The 18,694-nt window shown below is 72.8% G+C and carries 16 protein-coding genes; 10 read left to right on the top strand and 6 right to left on the bottom strand.

What is annotated here, in order from left to right; all coding sequences use genetic code 11:
* The first annotated feature begins 78 nt into the window (after positions 1–78).
* The 7 genes from WMF33_RS04390 (at position 79) to WMF33_RS04420 (ending at position 6,176) form a co-directional block, all read left to right on the top strand.
* Positions 79–624: an OmpA family protein gene (locus tag WMF33_RS04390; RefSeq protein ID WP_437335953.1), complete on the top strand. Its 546-nt coding sequence runs from the start codon at positions 79–81 to the stop codon at positions 622–624.
* 150 nt (positions 625–774) lie between these two features.
* Positions 775–1,515: a MotA/TolQ/ExbB proton channel family protein gene (locus tag WMF33_RS04395; RefSeq protein WP_061621835.1), complete on the top strand. Its 741-nt coding sequence runs from the start codon at positions 775–777 to the stop codon at positions 1,513–1,515.
* Positions 1,516–1,530: 15 nt separating this feature from the next.
* Positions 1,531–2,031 (top strand): biopolymer transporter ExbD, encoded by a 501-nt coding sequence (locus WMF33_RS04400; protein ID WP_020732874.1) that lies wholly within the window; start codon positions 1,531–1,533, stop codon positions 2,029–2,031.
* Positions 2,028–2,888: a TonB C-terminal domain-containing protein gene (locus tag WMF33_RS04405; RefSeq protein ID WP_061623473.1), complete on the top strand. Its 861-nt coding sequence runs from the start codon at positions 2,028–2,030 to the stop codon at positions 2,886–2,888. The genes WMF33_RS04400 and WMF33_RS04405 overlap by 4 nt, the downstream gene beginning before the upstream one ends.
* Positions 2,879–4,210 carry a PD40 domain-containing protein gene (locus WMF33_RS04410; RefSeq protein WP_061623472.1) on the top strand — a complete coding sequence of 444 codons (1,332 nt, stop codon included), beginning with the start codon at positions 2,879–2,881 and terminating at the stop codon, positions 4,208–4,210. The genes WMF33_RS04405 and WMF33_RS04410 overlap by 10 nt, the downstream gene beginning before the upstream one ends.
* 458 nt (positions 4,211–4,668) lie before the next feature.
* Positions 4,669–5,253, top strand: coding sequence for a hypothetical protein (locus tag WMF33_RS04415; RefSeq protein ID WP_437335954.1), 585 nt, complete (start codon positions 4,669–4,671; stop codon positions 5,251–5,253).
* A gap of 473 nt (positions 5,254–5,726) precedes the next feature.
* Positions 5,727–6,176, top strand: coding sequence for a hypothetical protein (locus tag WMF33_RS04420; protein WP_437335955.1), 450 nt, complete (start codon positions 5,727–5,729; stop codon positions 6,174–6,176).
* 247 nt (positions 6,177–6,423) lie between these two features.
* Here the strand turns inward: WMF33_RS04420 and WMF33_RS04425 are convergent, their stop codons facing one another.
* From WMF33_RS04425 to WMF33_RS04435, 3 genes are all read right to left on the bottom strand, one after another.
* Positions 6,424–8,109, bottom strand: a complete 1,686-nt coding sequence (locus WMF33_RS04425; RefSeq protein ID WP_437335956.1) for a protein kinase domain-containing protein — start codon at positions 8,107–8,109, stop codon at positions 6,424–6,426.
* 335 nt (positions 8,110–8,444) lie between these two features.
* Entirely contained in the window at positions 8,445–9,272 is an 828-nt protein-coding gene (gene thiD, locus WMF33_RS04430) for a bifunctional hydroxymethylpyrimidine kinase/phosphomethylpyrimidine kinase (protein WP_061621842.1), read from the bottom strand.
* 63 nt (positions 9,273–9,335) lie between these two features.
* Positions 9,336–9,560 (bottom strand): hypothetical protein, encoded by a 225-nt coding sequence (locus WMF33_RS04435; protein ID WP_020732880.1) that lies wholly within the window; start codon positions 9,558–9,560, stop codon positions 9,336–9,338.
* Positions 9,561–9,764: 204 nt separating this feature from the next.
* Between WMF33_RS04435 and WMF33_RS04440 the strand changes: the two genes are divergently transcribed.
* The 3 genes from WMF33_RS04440 to WMF33_RS04450 all read left to right on the top strand — a co-directional run bounded on the left by WMF33_RS04440 (position 9,765) and on the right by WMF33_RS04450 (position 13,839).
* On the top strand, positions 9,765–10,559 hold the full coding sequence (locus WMF33_RS04440; protein ID WP_437335957.1) for an ABC transporter ATP-binding protein: 795 nt from the start codon (positions 9,765–9,767) through the stop codon (positions 10,557–10,559).
* On the top strand, positions 10,556–12,700 hold the full coding sequence (locus WMF33_RS04445) for an ABC transporter permease subunit/CPBP intramembrane protease (protein ID WP_437335958.1): 2,145 nt from the start codon (positions 10,556–10,558) through the stop codon (positions 12,698–12,700). The genes WMF33_RS04440 and WMF33_RS04445 overlap by 4 nt, the downstream gene beginning before the upstream one ends.
* A 194-nt stretch (positions 12,701–12,894) precedes the next feature.
* Entirely contained in the window at positions 12,895–13,839 is a 945-nt protein-coding gene (locus WMF33_RS04450; RefSeq protein ID WP_437335959.1) for an extensin-like domain-containing protein, read from the top strand.
* A gap of 215 nt (positions 13,840–14,054) precedes the next feature.
* Here WMF33_RS04450 and WMF33_RS04455 read toward each other — a convergent pair whose 3' ends face one another.
* From WMF33_RS04455 to serB, 3 genes are all read right to left on the bottom strand, one after another.
* Positions 14,055–15,983 carry a glycoside hydrolase 5 family protein gene (locus tag WMF33_RS04455; protein ID WP_437335960.1) on the bottom strand — a complete coding sequence of 643 codons (1,929 nt, stop codon included), beginning with the start codon at positions 15,981–15,983 and terminating at the stop codon, positions 14,055–14,057.
* 86 nt (positions 15,984–16,069) lie between these two features.
* Positions 16,070–17,089 (bottom strand): LacI family DNA-binding transcriptional regulator, encoded by a 1,020-nt coding sequence (locus WMF33_RS04460; protein ID WP_020732885.1) that lies wholly within the window; start codon positions 17,087–17,089, stop codon positions 16,070–16,072.
* Positions 17,090–17,427: 338 nt separating this feature from the next.
* Positions 17,428–18,609 (bottom strand): phosphoserine phosphatase SerB, encoded by a 1,182-nt coding sequence (serB, locus tag WMF33_RS04465; RefSeq protein ID WP_437335961.1) that lies wholly within the window; start codon positions 18,607–18,609, stop codon positions 17,428–17,430.
* Positions 18,610–18,694: the final 85 nt, after the last annotated feature.

Genomic DNA, 18,694 nt, shown 5'->3' on the forward strand with positions numbered 1-18,694 from the left:
CGTCGTCCCGGCGCGCCGGCTCGCCGGCGGCCGCTCAAAATGCTGCAACGCGCCCCCCGGCGTGGTAACGGCATGCCCATGACAAAACTGCCTGCGTTGATCCTCGTGGTCTCGGCGCCCCTCGCGGCCTTCGCGGCCGGTTGCGGCTCCGATCCGCAGCCGCCGGCGAATGTCGGCGGCACCGTCGCGCCCCCTCCGGTGGCGAGCGCCGCGGCGCCCGCGCCGAAGCAGGACACCGCCAAGCCGACGAGCGGGTCCATCCGCATCGACGACAAGATCCTCAAGGCCTGCGGCGATCTGCCGACGGCCCGCTTCGCGTTCGACTCGACGGCCATCGAGGGCGAGGCGGCGGGCGCGCTCGACGCGCTCGCGCGCTGCTTCGTCTCGGGTCCGCTCAAGGGCAAGGGGATGAAGCTCATCGGCCACGCCGACCCCCGCGGGGAGACGGAGTACAACCTGGGCCTCGGTCAGAAGCGCGCCGGCAGCGTCGCGGAGTACCTCGCCAAGAAGGGCCTCGAGCAGGGCCGCATCGCGACCTCGTCGAAGGGCGAGTTCGAGGCGACCGGCACGGACGAAGAGGGCTGGGCGCGCGACCGGAAGGTCGACATCCTGCTGGCGGACTGAGCGCCGCGCCGCGCGCCGGCGCTCGACGATGTGAAGAGGGCCACGGCCGCGCTTCCAGGTGAGAGAGGGGGCCGCGGCCGCAAACTGCACTGGACGGGGCCGCGCGCGCGCATCCCCGACGAGCCGATTCCCTGACCCGAAGAGATCGAAATGGCCTTCCTGCAAAGCGCCCCCGAGGCGGCGACGGCGGTCCCGATCAAGCTCGATCCCGTCTCCCTGATCCTCCACGCCTCCGGTCCCGTCTTCCTGGTCGTCTGGCTGCTGATCCTCGCGGCGATCCTCGTCTGGGTGATCGCCGTCCTCAAGGTCCTCCAGCTGGCCCGGCTCTCGGCGCAGCAGGCGCGGTTCGAGCAGGAGTCGGCGCACGCCCACTCGCCCGATCAGCTGTTCGCGCTCGCGCAGCGGCACGCGGACGCGCCGGGCGCCCGCGTGGTGCTTGAGCTCAGCCGCCGCACCGGGACGGGCAAGCTCCTCGACTCGATCGCGAAGCGCGCGATCGTGACCGAGACGCAGCGGGCGAGCTCGCTCATGCCGACGCTCTCGTCGATCGCGGCGGCGTCGCCGTTCATCGGCCTGTTCGGCACCGTCTACGGGATCATGGACGCGTTCCTCCGCATCGGTCAGCAGAAGAGCGCGTCGCTCCCGGTCGTCGCCCCGGCCATCGGCGAGGCGCTCATCGCGACCGCGATCGGGCTGTTCGCCGCGATCCCCGCGGTCATCGCCTACAACGCGATCAACAAGCGCATCGACGACCTGCTCGCCGCGCTCGAGGCGGCGAGCGAGGGCTGGGTGGAGATCGCGTCGCTGTCGGCGCGGGGGATCCAGGAGTCCATCCCGCTGGCGCTCCAGCGGACGAGCGACCGGCCGACGCCGGTGATGCCGAAGGGCTGAGGGGCGGGGCCGGTCATGGCGATGTCGGTCGGCGGCGGGCGCAGGCGGCGGGGCGGCGGGTTCAGCGAGATCAACGTCACGCCGCTCGTGGACGTGATGCTGGTGCTCCTCGTGGTGTTCATGGTCACCGCCCCGCTGCTCACGGCCGGGCTCCGGGTCGAGCTGCCCAACGTCTCCGCCGAGGAGGCGCCGACCAAGGACACGAAGCTCGTCGTGACCGTCACGAAGGAGGAGAAGATCCTCTTCGGCGAGGACGACGCGACCGCCGACATCGAGGGCGTGCTCGCGTCGAACGGGCGCGTGCAGAAGGAGAAGGAGCTCTACATCCGTGCCGACAAGGACGCCCGCTACGGCGCGGTGGCGCGGGTCGTGGCCGCCGCCCGGGCCGCCGGGGTCGAGGGGCTGAACCTCCTCGTCCAGCCGGAGCTCGAGCCCGAGGGCGCGGCGCCTCCGCCCGGCGGCGCGGCGCCGCGGCCCGGGGGAGCGGCGCCACGGCCCGGGGGAGCGGCGCCTTGAGCACGGCCGCGGCGCGCGCGCCGCGACCGACGCCGCCGGGACAGCGCCGGCCGAGGAGCGACTTCCGCCCGCGGGACGTCGCCCTCGCCGTCGCGGTGGCGATGGGCGTGCAGGCGGGCGCCGCCGTGGCGATCACCTTGGCGGACCTCTCGGTGCCGGCCGCCGCGCCCGAGATCGACAAGGGGCCGAGCGTCCCGGTGAAGGTCATCCCGGTGCTCGACATGGACACGCCGCTGCTCAAGCTGGGCGGCAAGCGCGACAAGATGAAGCTGCCCGACCGGTGGGTGCGCCAGACGCCCAAGCCGCGCGTCGAGCAGAAGGCGTTCGTCTCGCCGAGCGCGGGCAAGACGGAGAAGGACATCCCGCCGCCGGAGATCAAGGTCGCCGACGCGGGCACCGCGCCGCCGCCGCCCGACGCCGCGATCGCGAAGCAGGTCGACATCGAGCTCGATCCGAAGACCACCGACGCGGGCGAGGCCCCCAACGTCGACCAGGAGGGGCACGCGGACGGCGTGAAGGAGGGGACGGAGACCGATCCCCTCAAGGCGCGCGCGGTCGATCTGTACCTGGCCCGCATCGCGGGCTGGTTCTCGAGCAGGTTCCGCGTGAACGGCTCGGGGCTCCCGCCGGAGGAGCTCACGAAGCACAAGCCGCGCGCGGTGATCGTTTTGTCGGACGGGCAGATGGTGAGCTACACGCTGACGCCGAGCGGGAATCCCGTCTTCGACGCGGCCGCGCGGGCGACGCTCGAGGGCGCGAAGGGGCAATCGCTGCCGCCGCCGCCCGAGAACTATCCCGACCTCGGTCAGAAGCAGGTCAGCGTCACCTTCGTCTGTCGGGAGAACACATGCGACTAGCTCAATACGCCCTCGGCGCGCTGGCGCTCGCCGCCGCCGCGCTCGCTGCCCCCCCTGCTCCGGCGCAGGCGCCGGCCTCGACCGCGCCCCCCGACGCCGAGGAGATCCTCGGCCACATCACGGTCGTCGCCGGCGCGTCGCGCCCGCTCCCGAAGATCGGCGTCCTGCCGTCGCTCGTCTCCGACCCCGAGGACGTGACGCTCCACAGCGTGGTCCGGCGCGACCTCGAGCTCTGCGGCGAGTTCGAGGTGCTGCCCGACAGCGCCGCGCCCGACGGCCTGTACCTCTCCGACAGCCCGGTGGACGTGAAGGCGTGGTCCGCGAAGGGGGTCGAGGCGGTCGTCAGCGTGCGCGGCAAGAAGCTCGGCGCGGACAAGGCCGAGCTCGTCGGCCAGGCGTTCCTGGTGAACCGCGGGCAGGCCCCCGTGTTCGACAAGAAGTTCATCGTGCCGCTCCGCGACGTCCGGTTCGAGTCGCACCGGGTGGCCGACCAGCTCATCGGCGCCCTCACCGGCCAGAACGGCGGCTTCGCCAGCCACATGACGTTCGCCTCGGGCTCGGGCTCGCTGCGCCGCGTCTTCACGATCGACGCCGACGGGCACGACGCCAAGGCCGTCTCCCCGCCGGATCAGACCGCCATCGCCCCCGCGTTCGGGAAGAACGAGCAACTCTACTACGCGGCGAGCGTGAAGGGCGACGAGTACAAGATTTTCACGCCGGCGGGCGGCCCGCAGGCGCTGCCCGTGAAGGGCTCGGTCTACGGGATCGCCTTCTCCAAGGATCGCTCGCAGGTCGCGCTCAGCATCGGCGTCGGCTCGACCATCAAGCTGTTCTCCGGGCCCGACTTCCAGGGCATCAAGCCGGCGTCCGAGGTGGGGATGGCGCTGCACCCGGCGTTCACGCCGACCGGCAAGCTCGCCTTCTCCGGCGAGGGCAGGTACGGGCAGCGCATCTACGTGGGCGGCAAGGCGATCTCGCCGGAGGGGCTCTTCGCGTCGGCGCCCACGTTCTGCAACCACCCCGATGGGGTGAAGGCGATCTACGCCGTCGGGGTCGGCAAGAACACCGACCTCGTCGTCTCCGGCGAGACGGGCGGCGGCCTCGCGCGGTTGACCCAGAACCAGGGCAGGAACGGGTACCCGGCCTGCAGCCCCGACGGGCGGCTCGTGGCCTTCTTCTCCACGCGCACGTCCGGCGAGGGCCCCGGGCTCTACATCATGCGCGTCGACGGGCAGCGCCCGAAGCGCATCTCCAACCTGCTCGGGGACTCGCTGCGCTGGGATCCCCTTCCTCCCGGCAAGGCCGTCGAGGCGAAGAACTGACCCGATCGCCGGCGCCGTCCCGGGACGAGCTCCACGGAGCCGAGCCCGGCGGCGGCGTGTAGACCGGGCGCGCAGCGTGCGGACGCTGCACACGCTGTGGCAAGGCGTCCCGCACGGTCGGCCTCCCGCTCCAGCGGACGGCACGCCGCGCGTCGCGCCGCGGCGGGCGCGGCCAGGACGTCCGGCGCGCGGGATCGGCGGGCGCCTCGTCGCGGCTGGATCCAGGGGCTCTCCGTCCGGCAACTTCTTCGGCCCAAGCGCGTCTTACGCAGGTCGTTCCTGCGCGAGCGCGCGCGTCTCCGCAGCGAGCGGAGCGCCATGAGACCGCGCCCCTGGGTCACCGCTTCTTTGGCCCGCTGCGTCGGCCGCGGTTAGCCTCCGGACTGCTCAGGGGTGAGTTGGCTGGAAAGTTGCACGGGACTGGCCGTAGACCGCCCTGGTCAGCCAGCGAGACGAACATGGAGAAGAGCATGGTGTCGAGCCGCATCTGGACCGCCATCGCGATCGTCTGGACCTTCTGCGCCGGTGGCTGCAGCTCGGTGGAGGCGGTCCAGGAGGCGAAGATCAGCGAGCAGGGGGGCTTCCGGAATCCGGAGGAGCGGCTCGCGCCGGGAGAGGACGGGGGCTACTGCAGCGCCGAGGTGCTCCGCTGGCAGTACGATGAGCCGTCGGCGACGCTCCGGCTCGCGGATGCCCGGTTGATGCTCGATTGCTGCGGCAAGCGCGCGATCCACGTCGAGAGGATCGACAGCCTCTACGAGGTCACCGAGCGCGACGAGCCGGACGACGCCGAGGGGCGCTGCAGCGATCAGTGCGCCTTCGACCTGTCGGTGGGCGTGCAGGACGTCCCGCGGGGCGAGATCTACGTGAAGCTGCTGCGCGACGTCGTCGATCGGCAGGGCAGCCCGGCCGTGGTCTGGAGCGGCACCCTCGATCTGGAGGTCGCCGCGGGCGCGGTCGTCCTCGATGATGCCCCCGCGGACGCCGGTTGCCAGGAACAGAGCTCGCCGCGTCCGCGCAGCACGACCGTCGCCGCGAGGTGACGACGGCGCCCGCGTCGCCCCGCCGCGGCCGGGATTCCGGGATCGCGGCCGGCGGCGGGTCGGGGGCGTACCTCGACAGACCGGACGAAGGTGGGATGGTGGAGTACGTCGACCGACCATGACGGCCAAGGTCAGACGACCGAGCGTACTCTGCCACTTTCACCTGGACTCTTATTCCAAGAACGCGTAGATCACACCCGAATGTGCGTGCAGCTGCTCCGGGGTGCAGCGTGCATGCGCCACCTACCCACGTCTGCCTGCGACTGAATCCGGGGCATGTGCCGCGGAAACGGATTGCGAATTCTTATCGAAGCCCCCTGCTTCTTCATTTTGGGCGTATTTTAACAGTGGGGCGGGATAACCAAGGACGTCGGGGCATGAAGTACGTGGGGGCCTGCAGGGCGCTTGCAACGGTTGGATCGCTGGTTCTTCTAAGCGCGTGTCTGGAGACGGAGCCCGCGCAGGTTGGGACCGTGAGCGAGGCCGGCGGATTCGTGGATCCGGAGCGGAGGCTCGCCCTCGATGGGGAGGAGAGCTACTGCGGCGCCGAGGTGCTGCGCTGGCGCTACGATCCGTCGACCGGCTCCCTGAAGGTCGCGGACAGCCGGCTCTTGCTCAACTGTTGCGGCCAGCGTGCGATGCACGTGGACCGGATCGACAGCATCTACGAGATCACCGAGAGGGATGAGCCCGATGCGGCGAACCCGCGGTGCGACTCGGTCTGCGCGTTCGACTTCGCGGTTTCGATCCCCGAGGTCGCCCCGCGCAAGGTCTACGTGCGGCTGCTGCGCGACGTCGTCGACGCGCAGGGCAGCGCGGAGCTCATCTGGCAGGGGGAGATCGACGCCCGGAAGCTGTCCGGCGAGGTGGTGCTCGACCACGCCGCCGCTCCGGGCGAGTCCTGCAGCGACTCGTCCCTGTGATCGCTCGCCGCTCCGGCGCCGGAGCGGTCCAGTCGCGCGCGAGCTGCCGGCGAGCGTGCGCTCGCGCCGGCGGCTGCGCGGCTGCGTGACGAGCGCCGCATCTCCGACGGAGCGCGCGGCCGCGGGACGGCCCCGCGGCGCAGAGGACGGCTAGGCGGCCGCGATCCTGCGGCGACCGCGACGGCGTCGGCGACGCCGAGAGCGCCCTCCACGCGATCGAACGGCTCGGCGGCGCGGCCGTCCGCCGTCAGTCGATCAGCGTGCGGGCGGGGCGACCCGGCTCGCACTTCACGAGCGTCGCGGTCAGCTCGAGCGTCTCGGGGAGCGTGCCCTGCACCTGCGCGACGACCTGCTCGACCACGTGCTGGGCCTCGTCCAGGTTGGGACCCACGATCGAGACGACGAACGTGAGCGGGCCGGTGCGCCCGGCCGCGGCCGGCGTCAGGCTGAGCAGCAGCGTCTGGGTCAGGTCGACGACCTGGAGCGCCGCCTTGCGCAGCGCGAGCATCTCGAGGATCGTCGGCCGCAGGCTCACGAGGCCGTTCTGGCCGCGGAGCTCGAAGCGCGCGATCTGCATCGGCACCTCGGCCCACTCGGCGAAGAAGCCGTCCTCGTCGATGGCCTTCATCAGGTACTCGCGCACGAGGAGCCCCGTGAGGCCGTCGCGCCGCGCGAGGTAGCGCTTCGCCTTGTCGTGGTGCGGCGAGTCCGGTCCGAACGTGACCACCATGAGGCGGCACTCCCCGAGCTGCACCTCGGCCCCGTGGAGCAGCGAGACCTGCGCCTTGCGCTCGAACGGGAAGTCCGCGTACGTGCCGTTCGTGCTGTTCAGATCCTCGACCAGCCACGAGCCCGTCTGCCAGCGGAGGAGCGCGTGCGACCCGGAGACGGTCGCCTCGGCCAGGACGAGATCCTGATCGCTGCGGCGGCCGATCGAGAGCACCGGCTTCTGCAGCGGGAACAGCGTGGCGACGCTGTCGGGCGCGTTCGTGGCGTACGTGATGAGCAGCGACTGCGCGCCGGGGGTGAACTGCGTCTTGATGGCCCGCCCGGGCGCAGGTCCGGGATCGATGCGCTCGCGCGGCAGCTGGATCGGCGCGGTCGTGGTCTGCGTCGGGTTGAAGAACCGCATGTGCCGCGCCTGCGGGCGCATCTGCGGATCCGGGTTGAGCGCGCGGAAGATCTGCCTGATCTCGTCGTTCGTCAGCGCGGCGGGCACGTCGAACGTGATCTGCTGCTTCATCGTCTTGAGCCGCGGCTTGTAGCCGGGCTCGGGGACGCGGCAGGTCCACATCTCCCAGAGCGTCAGCGCCGCGGCGTAGACGTCGTCCTCGGGGCTCGCGCCGCCGCTGCGCAGCCGCTCCGGCGACATGTAGTGAGGCGTGCCGCCGTCCGGCGGCGCCCCCGGCTTGCGCACGGCCGCGCGCGCGCGCTCCTTCGCGAAGCCGAAGTCGAGGATGACGGCGCGATCGTCGGCGACCATCACGTTGCCGGGCTTCAGATCGCCGTGCACGAGCCCCTGCTGGTGGATCGCGGCGAGCCCCGCGCAGACGTCGGTCGAGATCTTGCGGAACTCGTCGGCGCTGAAGCCGCCGGACGTCTTGCGCTTGCGGATGTGGTTGTGGAGCGTCTGCCCGGGGATGTACTCCATCACGAGGATGGGCCCCCACGGGCTCGGCGCGAGGTCGTGCACGCGGCAGACGTTCGGGTGGCGCGCCTTCTGGGCGAGGATCACCTCCTGCCGCAGCGCCTCGTCGTCGCCCGGCATGGCGGAGGCCTCGGGCACCACCTTGAGCGCCACCTGCTGCTGGGTCAGGCGATCGAAGGCCAAGAACACCTCGCCCATGCCGCCTTTGCCGATGCTCTTCAGGACCTCGTACCGGTCGTTGATGACCGTTCCGACGTCGATGGGAGGGAGGGGATCTTTGGTCACGGCCACGGGCGCACGAAGGGTGAGGAAGAGCTCCGCGCCGGCGCCGAAGCTGAACCGCCGGCACGCCGATACGGACTGCGCGCAGGGTCGTCCATTCGAGCCCCGGGCGCAACGAGTCGTTGCACATGCGCTGCGGCTTGCCCGTTCGGCGCGGCGCGGAGCGCTGTCAGGCCGCCGGCGCGCGGCCGCCACGGCCGCCACGGCCGCCGCCGCGGGCCCGCCGGCGCGGCCGACCGCGCGCGGCGGCCAGCTGCGCGTGGCCGCCCGCGGCGCCCGCCCGCGGGAGGGCGCCGCCCGGCGCGTTGTTCACAGGAGGGCGCCGCCCGGCGCGCTGTTCAGGAGAACGGCCGCGCCGTGTGGGCGTGGTTCAGCGGGCCGTGGCCGTGGCCGAGCCCCGGCGCGGCGCGCATCGCCTCGCGGAGGTAGCGGCGCGCACGCGCGATCGCCGGGACGAGGGCGAGGCCCTGGGCGAGGCCGGCGGCGATGGCCGAGGCGAGCGTGCAGCCCGTGCCGTGGGTCGCGCGCGTCTCGATGCGCGCGTCCTCGAACAGCTGCTCCCCCCCGGGGTGCCCGGAGGCGCCGGGCTCGGGCGCGGTCCGGAGGACGTCGACGACGACGGCGCCAGGGAGGTGGCCCCCCTTCAGCAGCACGGCGCGCGGGCCCATGGAGAGCAGCTGCGCGGCGGCGCGGCGCATCGCGTCCACGCTGTCGATGACCGTGCCGGTCAGCGCCTCGGCCTCGGGGATGTTCGGCGTGAGCAGCGCGGCGAGCGGCAAAAGCCGGCCGCGCAGGGCGCCCTCGGCGTCGGGCTTCAAGAGGCGCGCGCCCCCCTTGGCGACCATCACGGGGTCGACCACGAGCGGCGCGCCGCGGCCGAGGCGCTCGTAGACGCGCGCGACCTCGTCGATGACCTCGGCCGAGTGGAGCATGCCGGTCTTGATCGCGTCGGCGCCGATGTCGTCGAGCACGAGCTCCATCTGGCGGCCGATGAAGTCGGGCGGCACCGGGAACACGCCGGCGACGCCGCGGGTGTTCTGCGCGGTGAGCGCGGTGATCGCGGTCGCGCCGTACGCGTCGAGCGCCGTGACCGCCTTGAGATCCGCCTGGATGCCGGCGCCGCCGCCCGAGTCGGATCCGGCGACGATGAGGACGCGGCCCTTCATGGAGCCCCCGGGCCGCGGGGGGCGGCCAGCCATGTGTCGTTCATGAGCACCCGCCGCCGCGCGTCAATAGTGCTTGTCGAGGACCGCCGGATCGGTCGTTGTCGAGAACACCGTGTCGCAGCGACGGCACCGGTATTTCACCTTCGTCGGCCGCGCCGAGATCCCGAACGCGAGCTGGATGTACCCCACGACGCGGTATTCCGCCTCGGCGCTCACCATGTAGTGATCACGGCCGTGTCCGCAGGGGCACTGCACCGGCTCGGACGTCGTGCGGTTGCGGTAGGGCATGGAAGGTGTGCTTGGCGACATGCGTTTTCAGGGTAGTCTAGGGGGTCCGCGGCGGACGTCGAGGGGCGGCGCCGCGGAACGGGGCAGGCGGGGGGCGGGCGGCGTGAGCAGGGCGCTCGCGCGTGCCGGCGCCGCCTTGCGCGGCGGCCCCATCGAGAGACCGGCGCTTTGCGCCCCGCCGCGGACCGAATAGGACGTGCCGCCATGCGCGCCGCACTCCGCGCCGAGCAGCTGGTGAAGCGGTACGGCGACTTCACGGCCGTGGACGGGATCGACCTCGCCGTGCACCCCGGGGAGATCGTCGGTCTGCTCGGGCCGAACGGCGCGGGCAAGACGACGACCCTGCGGATGCTCGCCGGCATCCTGTCGCCGACCGCTGGGCGCGTCCTCGTCGGCGGCGTCGACCTCGCCGCGAGGCCGCTCGAGGCGAAGCAGCGGATCGGCTTCCTCTCGGGCGACACCCAGCTCTACCAGCGGCTCACGCCGCGCGAGGTGCTCCGCTACTTCGGCCGGCTGTACGGCATGGGCGAGGCAGCGCTCTCGCGCCGCATCGACGCGCTCGTGGCCGACCTCGAGATGGACGCGTTCGCCTCGCGGCCGTGCAGCACGCTGTCGGCGGGGCAGAAGCAGCGCGCCAACATCGCGCGCGCCTTCCTCCACGAGCCCGAGGTGCTCATCCTCGACGAGCCGACGACCGCGCTCGACGTGATCAGCGGCCGCTTCATCGTCGAGTCGATCCGGCGCGAGCGCGCCGCGGGCAGGGCGGTCCTCTTCTCGACGCACATCATGGGCGAGGCCGAGTACCTGTGCGACCGGATCGCCCTCTTGCACGAGGGGCGCATCGCGGACAGCGGCGCGCTGCCGGAGCTCCTCGAGCGCACCGCCACCGCGAACCTGACCGACGCCTTCCTGTACCACGTGGAGCGGAGCCGCCCGCGCGGGGCGCGCGACGGGCCGGGGAGCGCCGGCGCGCCTGCTCCGGGAGGGCCCGCGCGGTGAGGCTCGCCATCGTCTGGACCATCCTGCGCAAGGAGCTCGTCGAGTCGCTGCGGGACCGGCGCACCCTCGTGCGCCTCGTCCTCGTGCCGATCCTCCTCTATCCGCTCTTCGCGCTCGCGATGAGCAAGCTCGTCGGCTCGGAGGCGGCGGCGCGCGAGGCGCGCTCGTCGCGGATCGCGGTGTGGGGCGAGCTGGCCGAGGGCCTCTCGACGCGGCTCTCGTCGGCGGCGAAGCTCGAGCTCGTGCCGTGGGCCGGCGCGCCGCCGGAGGTGCGCGAGGGGCTCCTCTCCGGGGCGCTCGCGCCGCCGGCGGACCCTCCACCGCGAGCCGAGGAGGGGGCGCCCGGGGCCGAGGACCCGCGGCCGAGGTGGATCGAGCCGGACAACCCCGTGCTGGCCGCGGCGCGCGCCGCGGTGAGCGCGCGCGAGGTCGACGCGGTGCTCGTCCCGTGGCCGTCGCTGGGGGCCGAGCTCGGGCGCGGCGGGAAGGGCGCCGTCGCGATCTATTTCGACTCGGTGCGCGCCGACTCGGCCACGGCGGAGGCGCGCCTCGCGGCCGCGCTGCGGCGCGCCCGCGGCGCCATCGTCGCCGAGCGCGAGGCCGCGCGCGGACTGCCCGAGGGGTTCTCGATCGCCTACGACGTCGTGCCGCGCGACGTCGCGGAGGACAGCCGCAAGGTCGGCCAGATCCTCGGCTCGATGATGCCGATGATGCTGATCTTGATGTCGCTCCTCGGCAGCTTCCTTCCGGCGATCGACCTCACGGCGGGCGAGAAGGAGCGCGGCACGATGCAGACGCTGCTCTGCGCGCCGGTGCGATCCATCGAGATCATCTCGGGGAAGTTCCTGGCCGTGTGGATCATCTCGCTGCTCACGGCGCTCGGCAACGTGGTGAGCCTGTCGCTCACGGTGAGCCGGATGCTGCCGGACGTGATGGTCGTCGATCCCTGGATCTTCGCGCTGACGTTCGCGCTGCTCGTGCCGGTCACGCTCCTGTTCTCGGCGCTGTTCCTCGCCCTCGCCGTGTTCGCGAAGGACTTCAAGGACGGCCAGAACGCGCTCATGCCGGCGTACCTGCCGCTCTCCCTGCTCGCCGGCATCACGGCCCTGCCGGTGGTCGAGCTCAACCCGTGGACGGCTTACGCCCCGGTCCTCAACATCGCGGTGCTGATCAAGGCGCTGTTCGTCGGGGAGGCGCCGGTCGATCTCCTGTTCACGGCGCTCCTCTCCTCGGCGCTCTACGCCTGCCTCGCGCTCCTCTTCGCGGCGCGCGTCTTCGAGCGCGAGAACGTGCTGCTCGGCGGCCAGGAGTCGGCGCGCGCGGTGCTGGGCCTCCGGCGCCGGGCCGGCGGGGCGCCGTCGGCCGGGTTCTCGCTCGCGGCGTTCGCGGGCGTCCAGGTGCTCTTCTTCTACGGCAGCCTGCTCATCGCCCGCGCCAGCGTGGCGGTCCAGCTCGCGGTCTCGCAGGTCGGCTTCTTCCTCGCCCCGACGCTCGCGCTGGTCGCCGGCTTCGGCTACTCGCCGCGGGCGACGCTCGGCCTGCGGCGGCCCTCGGTCCGGGGCCTCGCCGGGGCGCTGCTCCTCGGGGCGTCGGCGTGGGCCGCGATCGGCGGCACCGTCCTCCGGTGGTTCCCCCCGCCCGAGCCGTTCGTCCGCGAGCTCGGCGAGCTCGTGCTCCTCGGCGGGCAGCCGTACCTGGTCGTGCTGCTGCTCGTCGCGGTGACGCCGGCCGTCTGCGAGGAGCTCTTGTTCCGCGGCCTCGTCTACGCCGGGCTGCGCCGCGCCGGGCCCGCCGTGGCGATCGGCGTCTCGGCGCTCCTCTTCGGGCTCGCGCACGGCTCGGTGTACCGGCTCCTGCCGACGCTCTCGCTCGGGCTCGTGCTCGGCTACGCGCGCCACCGCACCGGCTCGGTGCTGCCCGGCGCCCTGCTGCACGCCTTGAACAACGGGCTCGCGGTGTCGCTGCTCTATTTCAAGCCGCCGTCGGCGCAAGGGATCGTCGAGGGAGAGCTGCTGCCGTGGAGCGTGACGGCCGCAGCGGCGGTCGTCTCGCTGGCCGGGCTGCTCCTGCTCCGGTCGGCATCGCCGGGAGCGCCGGAAGAGGGCGAGCACCTCGGGGATGGGGAGCCGAGGGGGCCCTGAGGGCGGGAAGCAGGGAGAAAATCTGAACTAAACAATATCTTGCTGCCTCCGTGGGGACGCTCTCGGCGAGGGCGAGCGCGACCGGCGCGGGGGAGGAGCGAGACTGGCGGGTGCGGCGGTGGTGTGGGCCGTCGCGCCGAGGTGGATGAATCGCGTGTCTTGCGCCGCTCGCCCGCTGGGGTATGGACATCGATGTGCACGCACGCTCTCTTGCGGGGCTCGTTGCGGCGGCGGTGATCTCCGCGCTGTCCTGCTCGCCCGGCGGCCCCACGCTCGCGGACCTCGGTGGAACCGCGCTGATGGCGCCCCCGGCGCCGGCCCTCGCGGGCGGAGGGCCGGCCCTTGCGGGAGCGGCGCCGGCCCTCGCGGGCGGAGGGCCGGCCCTCGCGGGCGCAGCGCCGGTGGACGCCGGTGGGCCGCCGACCCTGGCGGAGCCAGCGCCCGCCATCGCCGGCGGAGCTCCCGCGGCGTCGCCGGGATGGGCCGGCCCCTGGGTCGAGCAGCTCGCCGACGCCGCCGGCCTGCGCGAGCGGCCGCCGCGGGCGCAGCGCCAGTGGAACCACATCGCCGCGGCCGCAGGCGCGGATTGCCGCGACGCGCTCAAGCAATCCGGCGCGCGGTTCCAGGCGCTGCCGGACGTCGCGAAGCCCAACAAGAAGGGGTGCGGCATCCCGCACGGCGTGCTGCTGACGCGCGGCCCGACCGGCATCGTTTACTCGCCGCCGCTGCAGGTCGATTGCTCGCTCGCCCTCCGGCTGGCCGATATCGAGCGCGTGATCCAGGAAGAGGCAGAGACGCACCTGGGCTCGCCGATCGCCCGCATCAGCACCCTGGGGAGCTACGCCTGCAGGGAAGTCGTCGGCAGGATGCGAAGGTGGAGCGAGGGGCTGAGCGAGCACTCGTTCGGCAATGCATTCGATATCTCGCGCTTCTCGCCGAAGCGCGGGCGCGCGATCAGCGTGCTCCGCGATTACGTGCTCTACGGGAGCGACCCGACCACCCGCGAGGGGCGCTTTCTCCGGGGCGTGACCCGCCGCCTCCGCGCCGAGGGGGCGGCCGCGCGCGTCCTCGGGCCGGACTTCGACGCGAGCCACCGGGACCACCTGCACGTCGATTGCGGCACGCCGCGCTGGTACTGAGCCGCGGGCGCGCGCCTCAGGGCTGCCGCGGCCTCGCGGCGCCGGCCTACTTTGCGGCCATCACCAACGGATGGAGTGAATGCCATGCAGGACGCCTCAATGGTTGGGCTGGGCGCGATAGCGACGTCGGCCCGCAGGAGAGCGGCTCTGGCGTGGAGTGGACCTCTCGATGGGTCAGCGCGAGACGAGGGCAGGCGGCCCCGCGCTCACCCGGTTCAGGCCCGCAGCTCGAGGACCCGCACGTCGTACGGCGCGAGCTCCACGGCGTGGACCGTGGCCTTGCCGCCCAGCTCGGTCAGGTGGCCCGAGGCCGCGACGGGCTTGGCCGAGATCGGCGCGTCGGCCTGGCTGACCAGGAACACGAAGCGCCGGCCGTCCCGGTGGCGCAGGGTGTCGGCCGCGACGCGCGGGTCGTCCACGGTCACCGGCCGACGCACGCCGGCGAGCGCGGCGAGCGCGTCGTAAAGGCGGTAGGTCGGCTCCGGGTTGACCCGCGGGGTCGCCGCGGCGAAGTGCTCGATCGGGTAGGTGCAGAGCACGACGCTGCCGCTGCCGACCTGGCGCCGCAGCAGCGCCGGCCGGCCGCGCTGGTCGACCGCGACGACCTCCGCGCCGCGAGGCCGCACCGGCAGGTAAGCGCGGCTGTGCTCGGTGCCGGCGACCGGGAACGCGAGCGTTGTGCCCTCCGCGATCGTGCCGAACCCGCGCTCGAAGGTGAGCTGCACGCGATCGTCCTCGATCGGATCGACCATCCCGTAGCGCAGCTGGTGCTCGACGCCGAACATCGCGTTGAGGTGCGCGTACCACGGCCCGCGCTGCGACCCGTGCGTGCCGTGGGAGTACGACGCGTAGACCACCGCGCCGCCCGCGGCCAGCCGCTCCAGGAGATGCCAGCTGGGCGCCGTCAGCTGCTTGGCCGACGGCAGGAGATACAGCCGGCAGTCCTCGGCGATCCCGTCCCGCTCGCGGGTCAGCCCGACCGGCAGATCCGCCTCCTTCGCCGCGATGTAGGCCTGCCGCAGCGTCGTGAACAGGTAGCTGCGATCCTCGGCCTCGGTGAACGGAAACGCGCCCTCCAGGTACGACGGCACGATCAGCGCCGCGTCGGCCGGCTCGCGCTCGCAGCCGAGGACGTCGATGTCGGCGAGCACCCGGGCGAAGCGCGCCATCTCCTCGAGCTGCGGCTTGGGGCGGCCCTCGGTCGTCGTCAGCCCGAAATGGAGCTCGAACGGGTGATGCCGGTAGGGATCCTGGTCGATGAGGTCGAAATCGGTGTTGTTCCAGCCGATCCAGCCGGTGGCGCCGGCGAGCAGGGTGTTGTGGAGGACCTGCCGGTAGTAGTGCGCGGCGTTCTCGTCGGAGACGAAGCTCGAGGACACCCCGAACTCCTCCAGCACGACCGGCTTGCCGAGGAAGCCCGTGAGCTCGCAGATGAACGCCGCCCCGTAGTGCTGGCGGACCAGGTCGTTCTCCATCCGGTACACGTGCGGGCCGAGGAAATCGACGAGCGCCCCGAGGTCGCGCACCGAGAACCCGTTGTCGTTGCCGGTGACCTCGATGCCCCACGCGCCGTCGCCGATCGAGATCGGCTCGCTCGCCCCGCCGGCCCGCAATCCCTGCACGACCAGGCTCGCCCAGCTCGTGACCGTCTCGCGGACCGAGCGCTCGCGCTCGCCGTAGATCGGCATCTCGTTGGAGACGAGCCAGCCGGTCACCGCCGGGTGGCCCGCGAAGCGCCGCGCCATCTGCTCGGCGAACCACGCTTGCCGGGCCACCATCCACACGTCCCCGTAGAGATCGCGCCCGCGCCGCCAGACCGGATCCCAGTTCTCGCCGGACATGTGGCCGACGAGGAGGGTCGGAATGGTGGTCATCCCCGCCTCCACGTGCGCCTCGAGGAAATCGCCGTAGCGCTCCGCGCAGCCCTCGTCGATCCGGTCGGGCTCCGGCATGAAGTGGGGCCAGTAGAAGAACGACCGCGTCATCGTGAGGCCGTGCTCGGCGAGCACCCGGAGCTCCTCGCGGACCAGGGCCGGATCGTAGCTCTGCCACATGAGCGGGCCGCCGCGCCTCGACCAGAAATTGGCCCCGAGCCAGGCGACGGCCTGTTGACGAACAGCGACTTTGGCGAAATTGCGATGCATAGTCCTCACGTCCCGATCACGCTACTTAATCGGTTCAGTATGCGCTCCGCAAGGGAGGAACGCACCGGCGGCGGCGCCGGGCCGGATCAGGCGCGGGGGGGCGGCGCGGTGCTGCCCCGGGTCGCGAGCGTCGGCGCGCTGCACTCGACGTCGTCGATCGGCTCGCCGGCCACCAGGCGGAGGAGCAGCGCGGCGGCGCGGGAGCCGTGCTCGGCGATGTTGCGGCGCACCGCGGTCAGGGCGGGGTGCACGAGCTGGCACAGCGCCGAGTCGTCCCAGGCCACGATCGAGAGGCGCTCGGGCACGGGGACCCGCATCTCCTGGGCGACGGCGAGCGCGGCCACGGCCATCACGTCGTTGTCGAAGACGATGGCCGTGGGCGGCGTGGCCCCCGCGAGCAGCCGCCGCGTGGCCTGACCCCCCGCCTCGCCCGTGTAGTCCGCGTGGACCGTCTGCACGCGCTCGATCCGTCGCTGGCGGGCGGCCGCGCTGAACGCCTTCGTGCGCAGCGCGGTGTGCATGAACTCCGCGGGGCCGGCGACCCGCGCGATCGACCGGTGCCCCAGCGCGGCCAGGTAGTCGACGACCGCGCGCATCGCGCTCGCGTCGTCGCTCCACACGCCGGAGAGCCGCCCCTTGCCCGTCGGCCCGCCGACCACCACCGCCGGGAGCTTCAGCTCCTCGACCAGCTTCACGCGCGGATCGCCCTCGCAGAGATCGACCAGGATCACCCCGTCCACCCGCCGCTCCGCCCACCAGCGGCGGTACGTCTCCAGCTCGGCCGCGCGATCGTCGGTCACCTTGAGCAGCAGCGCCTCCGCCTTCTCGGACAGCTCCGCCTCGATGCCCGAGATGAGCTGCATGAAGAACGGCTCGATGCCGAGCGTGTGCGCGGGCCGATCGATGACCAGGCCGACGGCGCTGGCCCGGCCGTCGGAGAGCGCGCGCGCCGCGTTGCTCGGCTGCCAGCCGAGCTCCGCCGCGATGGCGAGGATCCGCTCGCGCGTCGGCTCCGACACGCCGGGCCTGCCGTTCAGCGCATAGGACACCGCTCCCTTGGACACCCCCGCACGCCACGCGATGTCCGTGATCGTCGGACGCTTCACGCCTCACCTCCGCTCCAGCCGGTGGAGCGCGCCTCTCGTGTGGACCTGCTCCGCCGCATGGCCCCGCTTGGATAGCACGACGGCCCGCGGGCGAGCCTCGCGCCGCGCAGGGCCGCGCGCCGCGCGAGGTAGCGGGGGCCTGCGCAGCCGCTCCCACACCCCCTCCCAGCGCAGGCGCCGCGGGCGAGGGGCCTCGCTGCCTCGCGCGGCGCCCCGCTCAGGCGCGCCGAGATCCGCCGCGCGGCGGAAGGGGGAGCCGCCTCCGCCCCCGGCGGACGCCGTGTCCGCTGAATCGGTTCAGTCCGGCGGGCCGGTTCGTTGGTCGCGGCAGGCGCCGCTCACGCCACTTCCAGGAGCTCGCGCTCGGTGATGCCGAGCAGGAAGAGGATGGCGTCGAGGCCGCTCGCGGACAGCGACGTGTCCGCGGCCTCCCGCAGCTTGGGCTTCGCGCGGAACGCGACGCCGAGCCCGGCGCGCTGGAGCATCAGGAGGTCGTTGGCGCCGTCGCCCACGGCGATGGTCTGATCGAGCAGCACGCCTTCGGCCTGCGCGATGGTCTCGAGCAGCTCCGCCTTGCGTTGCGCGTTGACGATGGGCCCGGTCACCCGGCCGGTGAGCTTCCCGCCCTCGACCTCCAGCGAGTTCGAGTAGGCGTAGTCGATCCCGAGCCGGGCCTTGAGCGCCTCCGCCGCGATCGAGAAGCCGCCGGAGATCACCGCGGTCCGGTAGCCGAGCCGCCTCAGCACGCGGACGAGCGTCTCGGCGCCCTCGGTGATGGGGAGCTCGGCGGCGAGCTTCCGGAGCACGCCGACGTCGAGGCCGCGGAGCAGCGAGAGCCGCTGGCGGAGCGACTCGTCGTAATCCATCTCCCCCTGCATCGCCCGCTCGGTGATCTTCGCGACCTGCTCCGCCACGCCCTTTTCGCGCGCGAGCTCGTCGATGACCTCGATGCGGATGAGCGTCGAGTCCATGTCCATCACGACGAGCCGCTTGCTCCGGCGGAAGAGGCCCTCGCGCTGCAGGGCGAGGTCGAAGCTGTTCTGCATGGCGAGCGCCAGGAGGGCCCGCTTGAGCGCGTCGGCCTCCTCCTCGCGCTGGAGCAGCACCTGGATCTCCACCGACGACAGGCGCTCGACCGACAGGCGCGCGATCTTCTCGATGTTCGCGCCGTGGCGCGCGAGCGTGGAGGCCACGTCGTGCAGCTGCTTCGCGCCGAGCTCCCGCCCGATGGCCGTCACCACGTAGCGGCTCCCCGGGGCGCGCGGCGGCGCGCCGCCGTCGAGCGGCTTGAAGTCGAGCGCCACGCCGAGCTCCTTCGCCGCGAACAGGAGCTCCTTGAGCCCGCTGCGCGTCTCCGGGAAGAGCGCGAGCAGCGCGAGGTTCAGGTTGCCGTGCACCACCACCTGCTCGATGTCGAGCAGCGTGGCGCCGACGTCGCTGAGGACGCCGGTGAGCCGGGCGGTGATGCCCGGGAGGTCCCTGCCGGTGACGGTGACGAGGATGGGATCGGAGGCGGCCATCGCGCGCCCCTTATCAGGGCCGCGCCGCAGGGTCGACGCCGATCCCCCGCGACGTCCGGAAGCCCGGAAGAGCGCCTGTCGCCGC

The sequence above is a fragment of the Sorangium sp. So ce394 genome, from assembly GCF_051474665.1.
Lineage (GTDB): Bacteria > Myxococcota_A > Polyangia > Polyangiales > Polyangiaceae > Sorangium > Sorangium cellulosum_D.

Bases quoted from the DNA above. Each gene is read 5' to 3' on its own strand.
- WMF33_RS04390 (WP_437335953.1), top strand. From the start codon at position 79: ATGACAAAACTGCCTGCGTTGATCCTCGTGGTCTCGGCGCCCCTCGCG.
- WMF33_RS04395 (WP_061621835.1), top strand. From the start codon at position 775: ATGGCCTTCCTGCAAAGCGCCCCCGAGGCGGCGACGGCGGTCCCGATC.
- WMF33_RS04400 (WP_020732874.1), top strand. From the start codon at position 1,531: ATGGCGATGTCGGTCGGCGGCGGGCGCAGGCGGCGGGGCGGCGGGTTC.
- WMF33_RS04410 (WP_061623472.1), top strand. From the start codon at position 2,879: ATGCGACTAGCTCAATACGCCCTCGGCGCGCTGGCGCTCGCCGCCGCC.
- WMF33_RS04415 (WP_437335954.1), top strand. From the start codon at position 4,669: ATGGAGAAGAGCATGGTGTCGAGCCGCATCTGGACCGCCATCGCGATC.
- thiD (WP_061621842.1), bottom strand. From the start codon at position 9,272: ATGAAGGGCCGCGTCCTCATCGTCGCCGGATCCGACTCGGGCGGCGGC.
- WMF33_RS04435 (WP_020732880.1), bottom strand. From the start codon at position 9,560: ATGCCCTACCGCAACCGCACGACGTCCGAGCCGGTGCAGTGCCCCTGC.
- WMF33_RS04440 (WP_437335957.1), top strand. From the start codon at position 9,765: ATGCGCGCCGCACTCCGCGCCGAGCAGCTGGTGAAGCGGTACGGCGAC.
- WMF33_RS04455 (WP_437335960.1), bottom strand. From the start codon at position 15,983: ATGCATCGCAATTTCGCCAAAGTCGCTGTTCGTCAACAGGCCGTCGCC.
- serB (WP_437335961.1), bottom strand. From the start codon at position 18,609: ATGGCCGCCTCCGATCCCATCCTCGTCACCGTCACCGGCAGGGACCTC.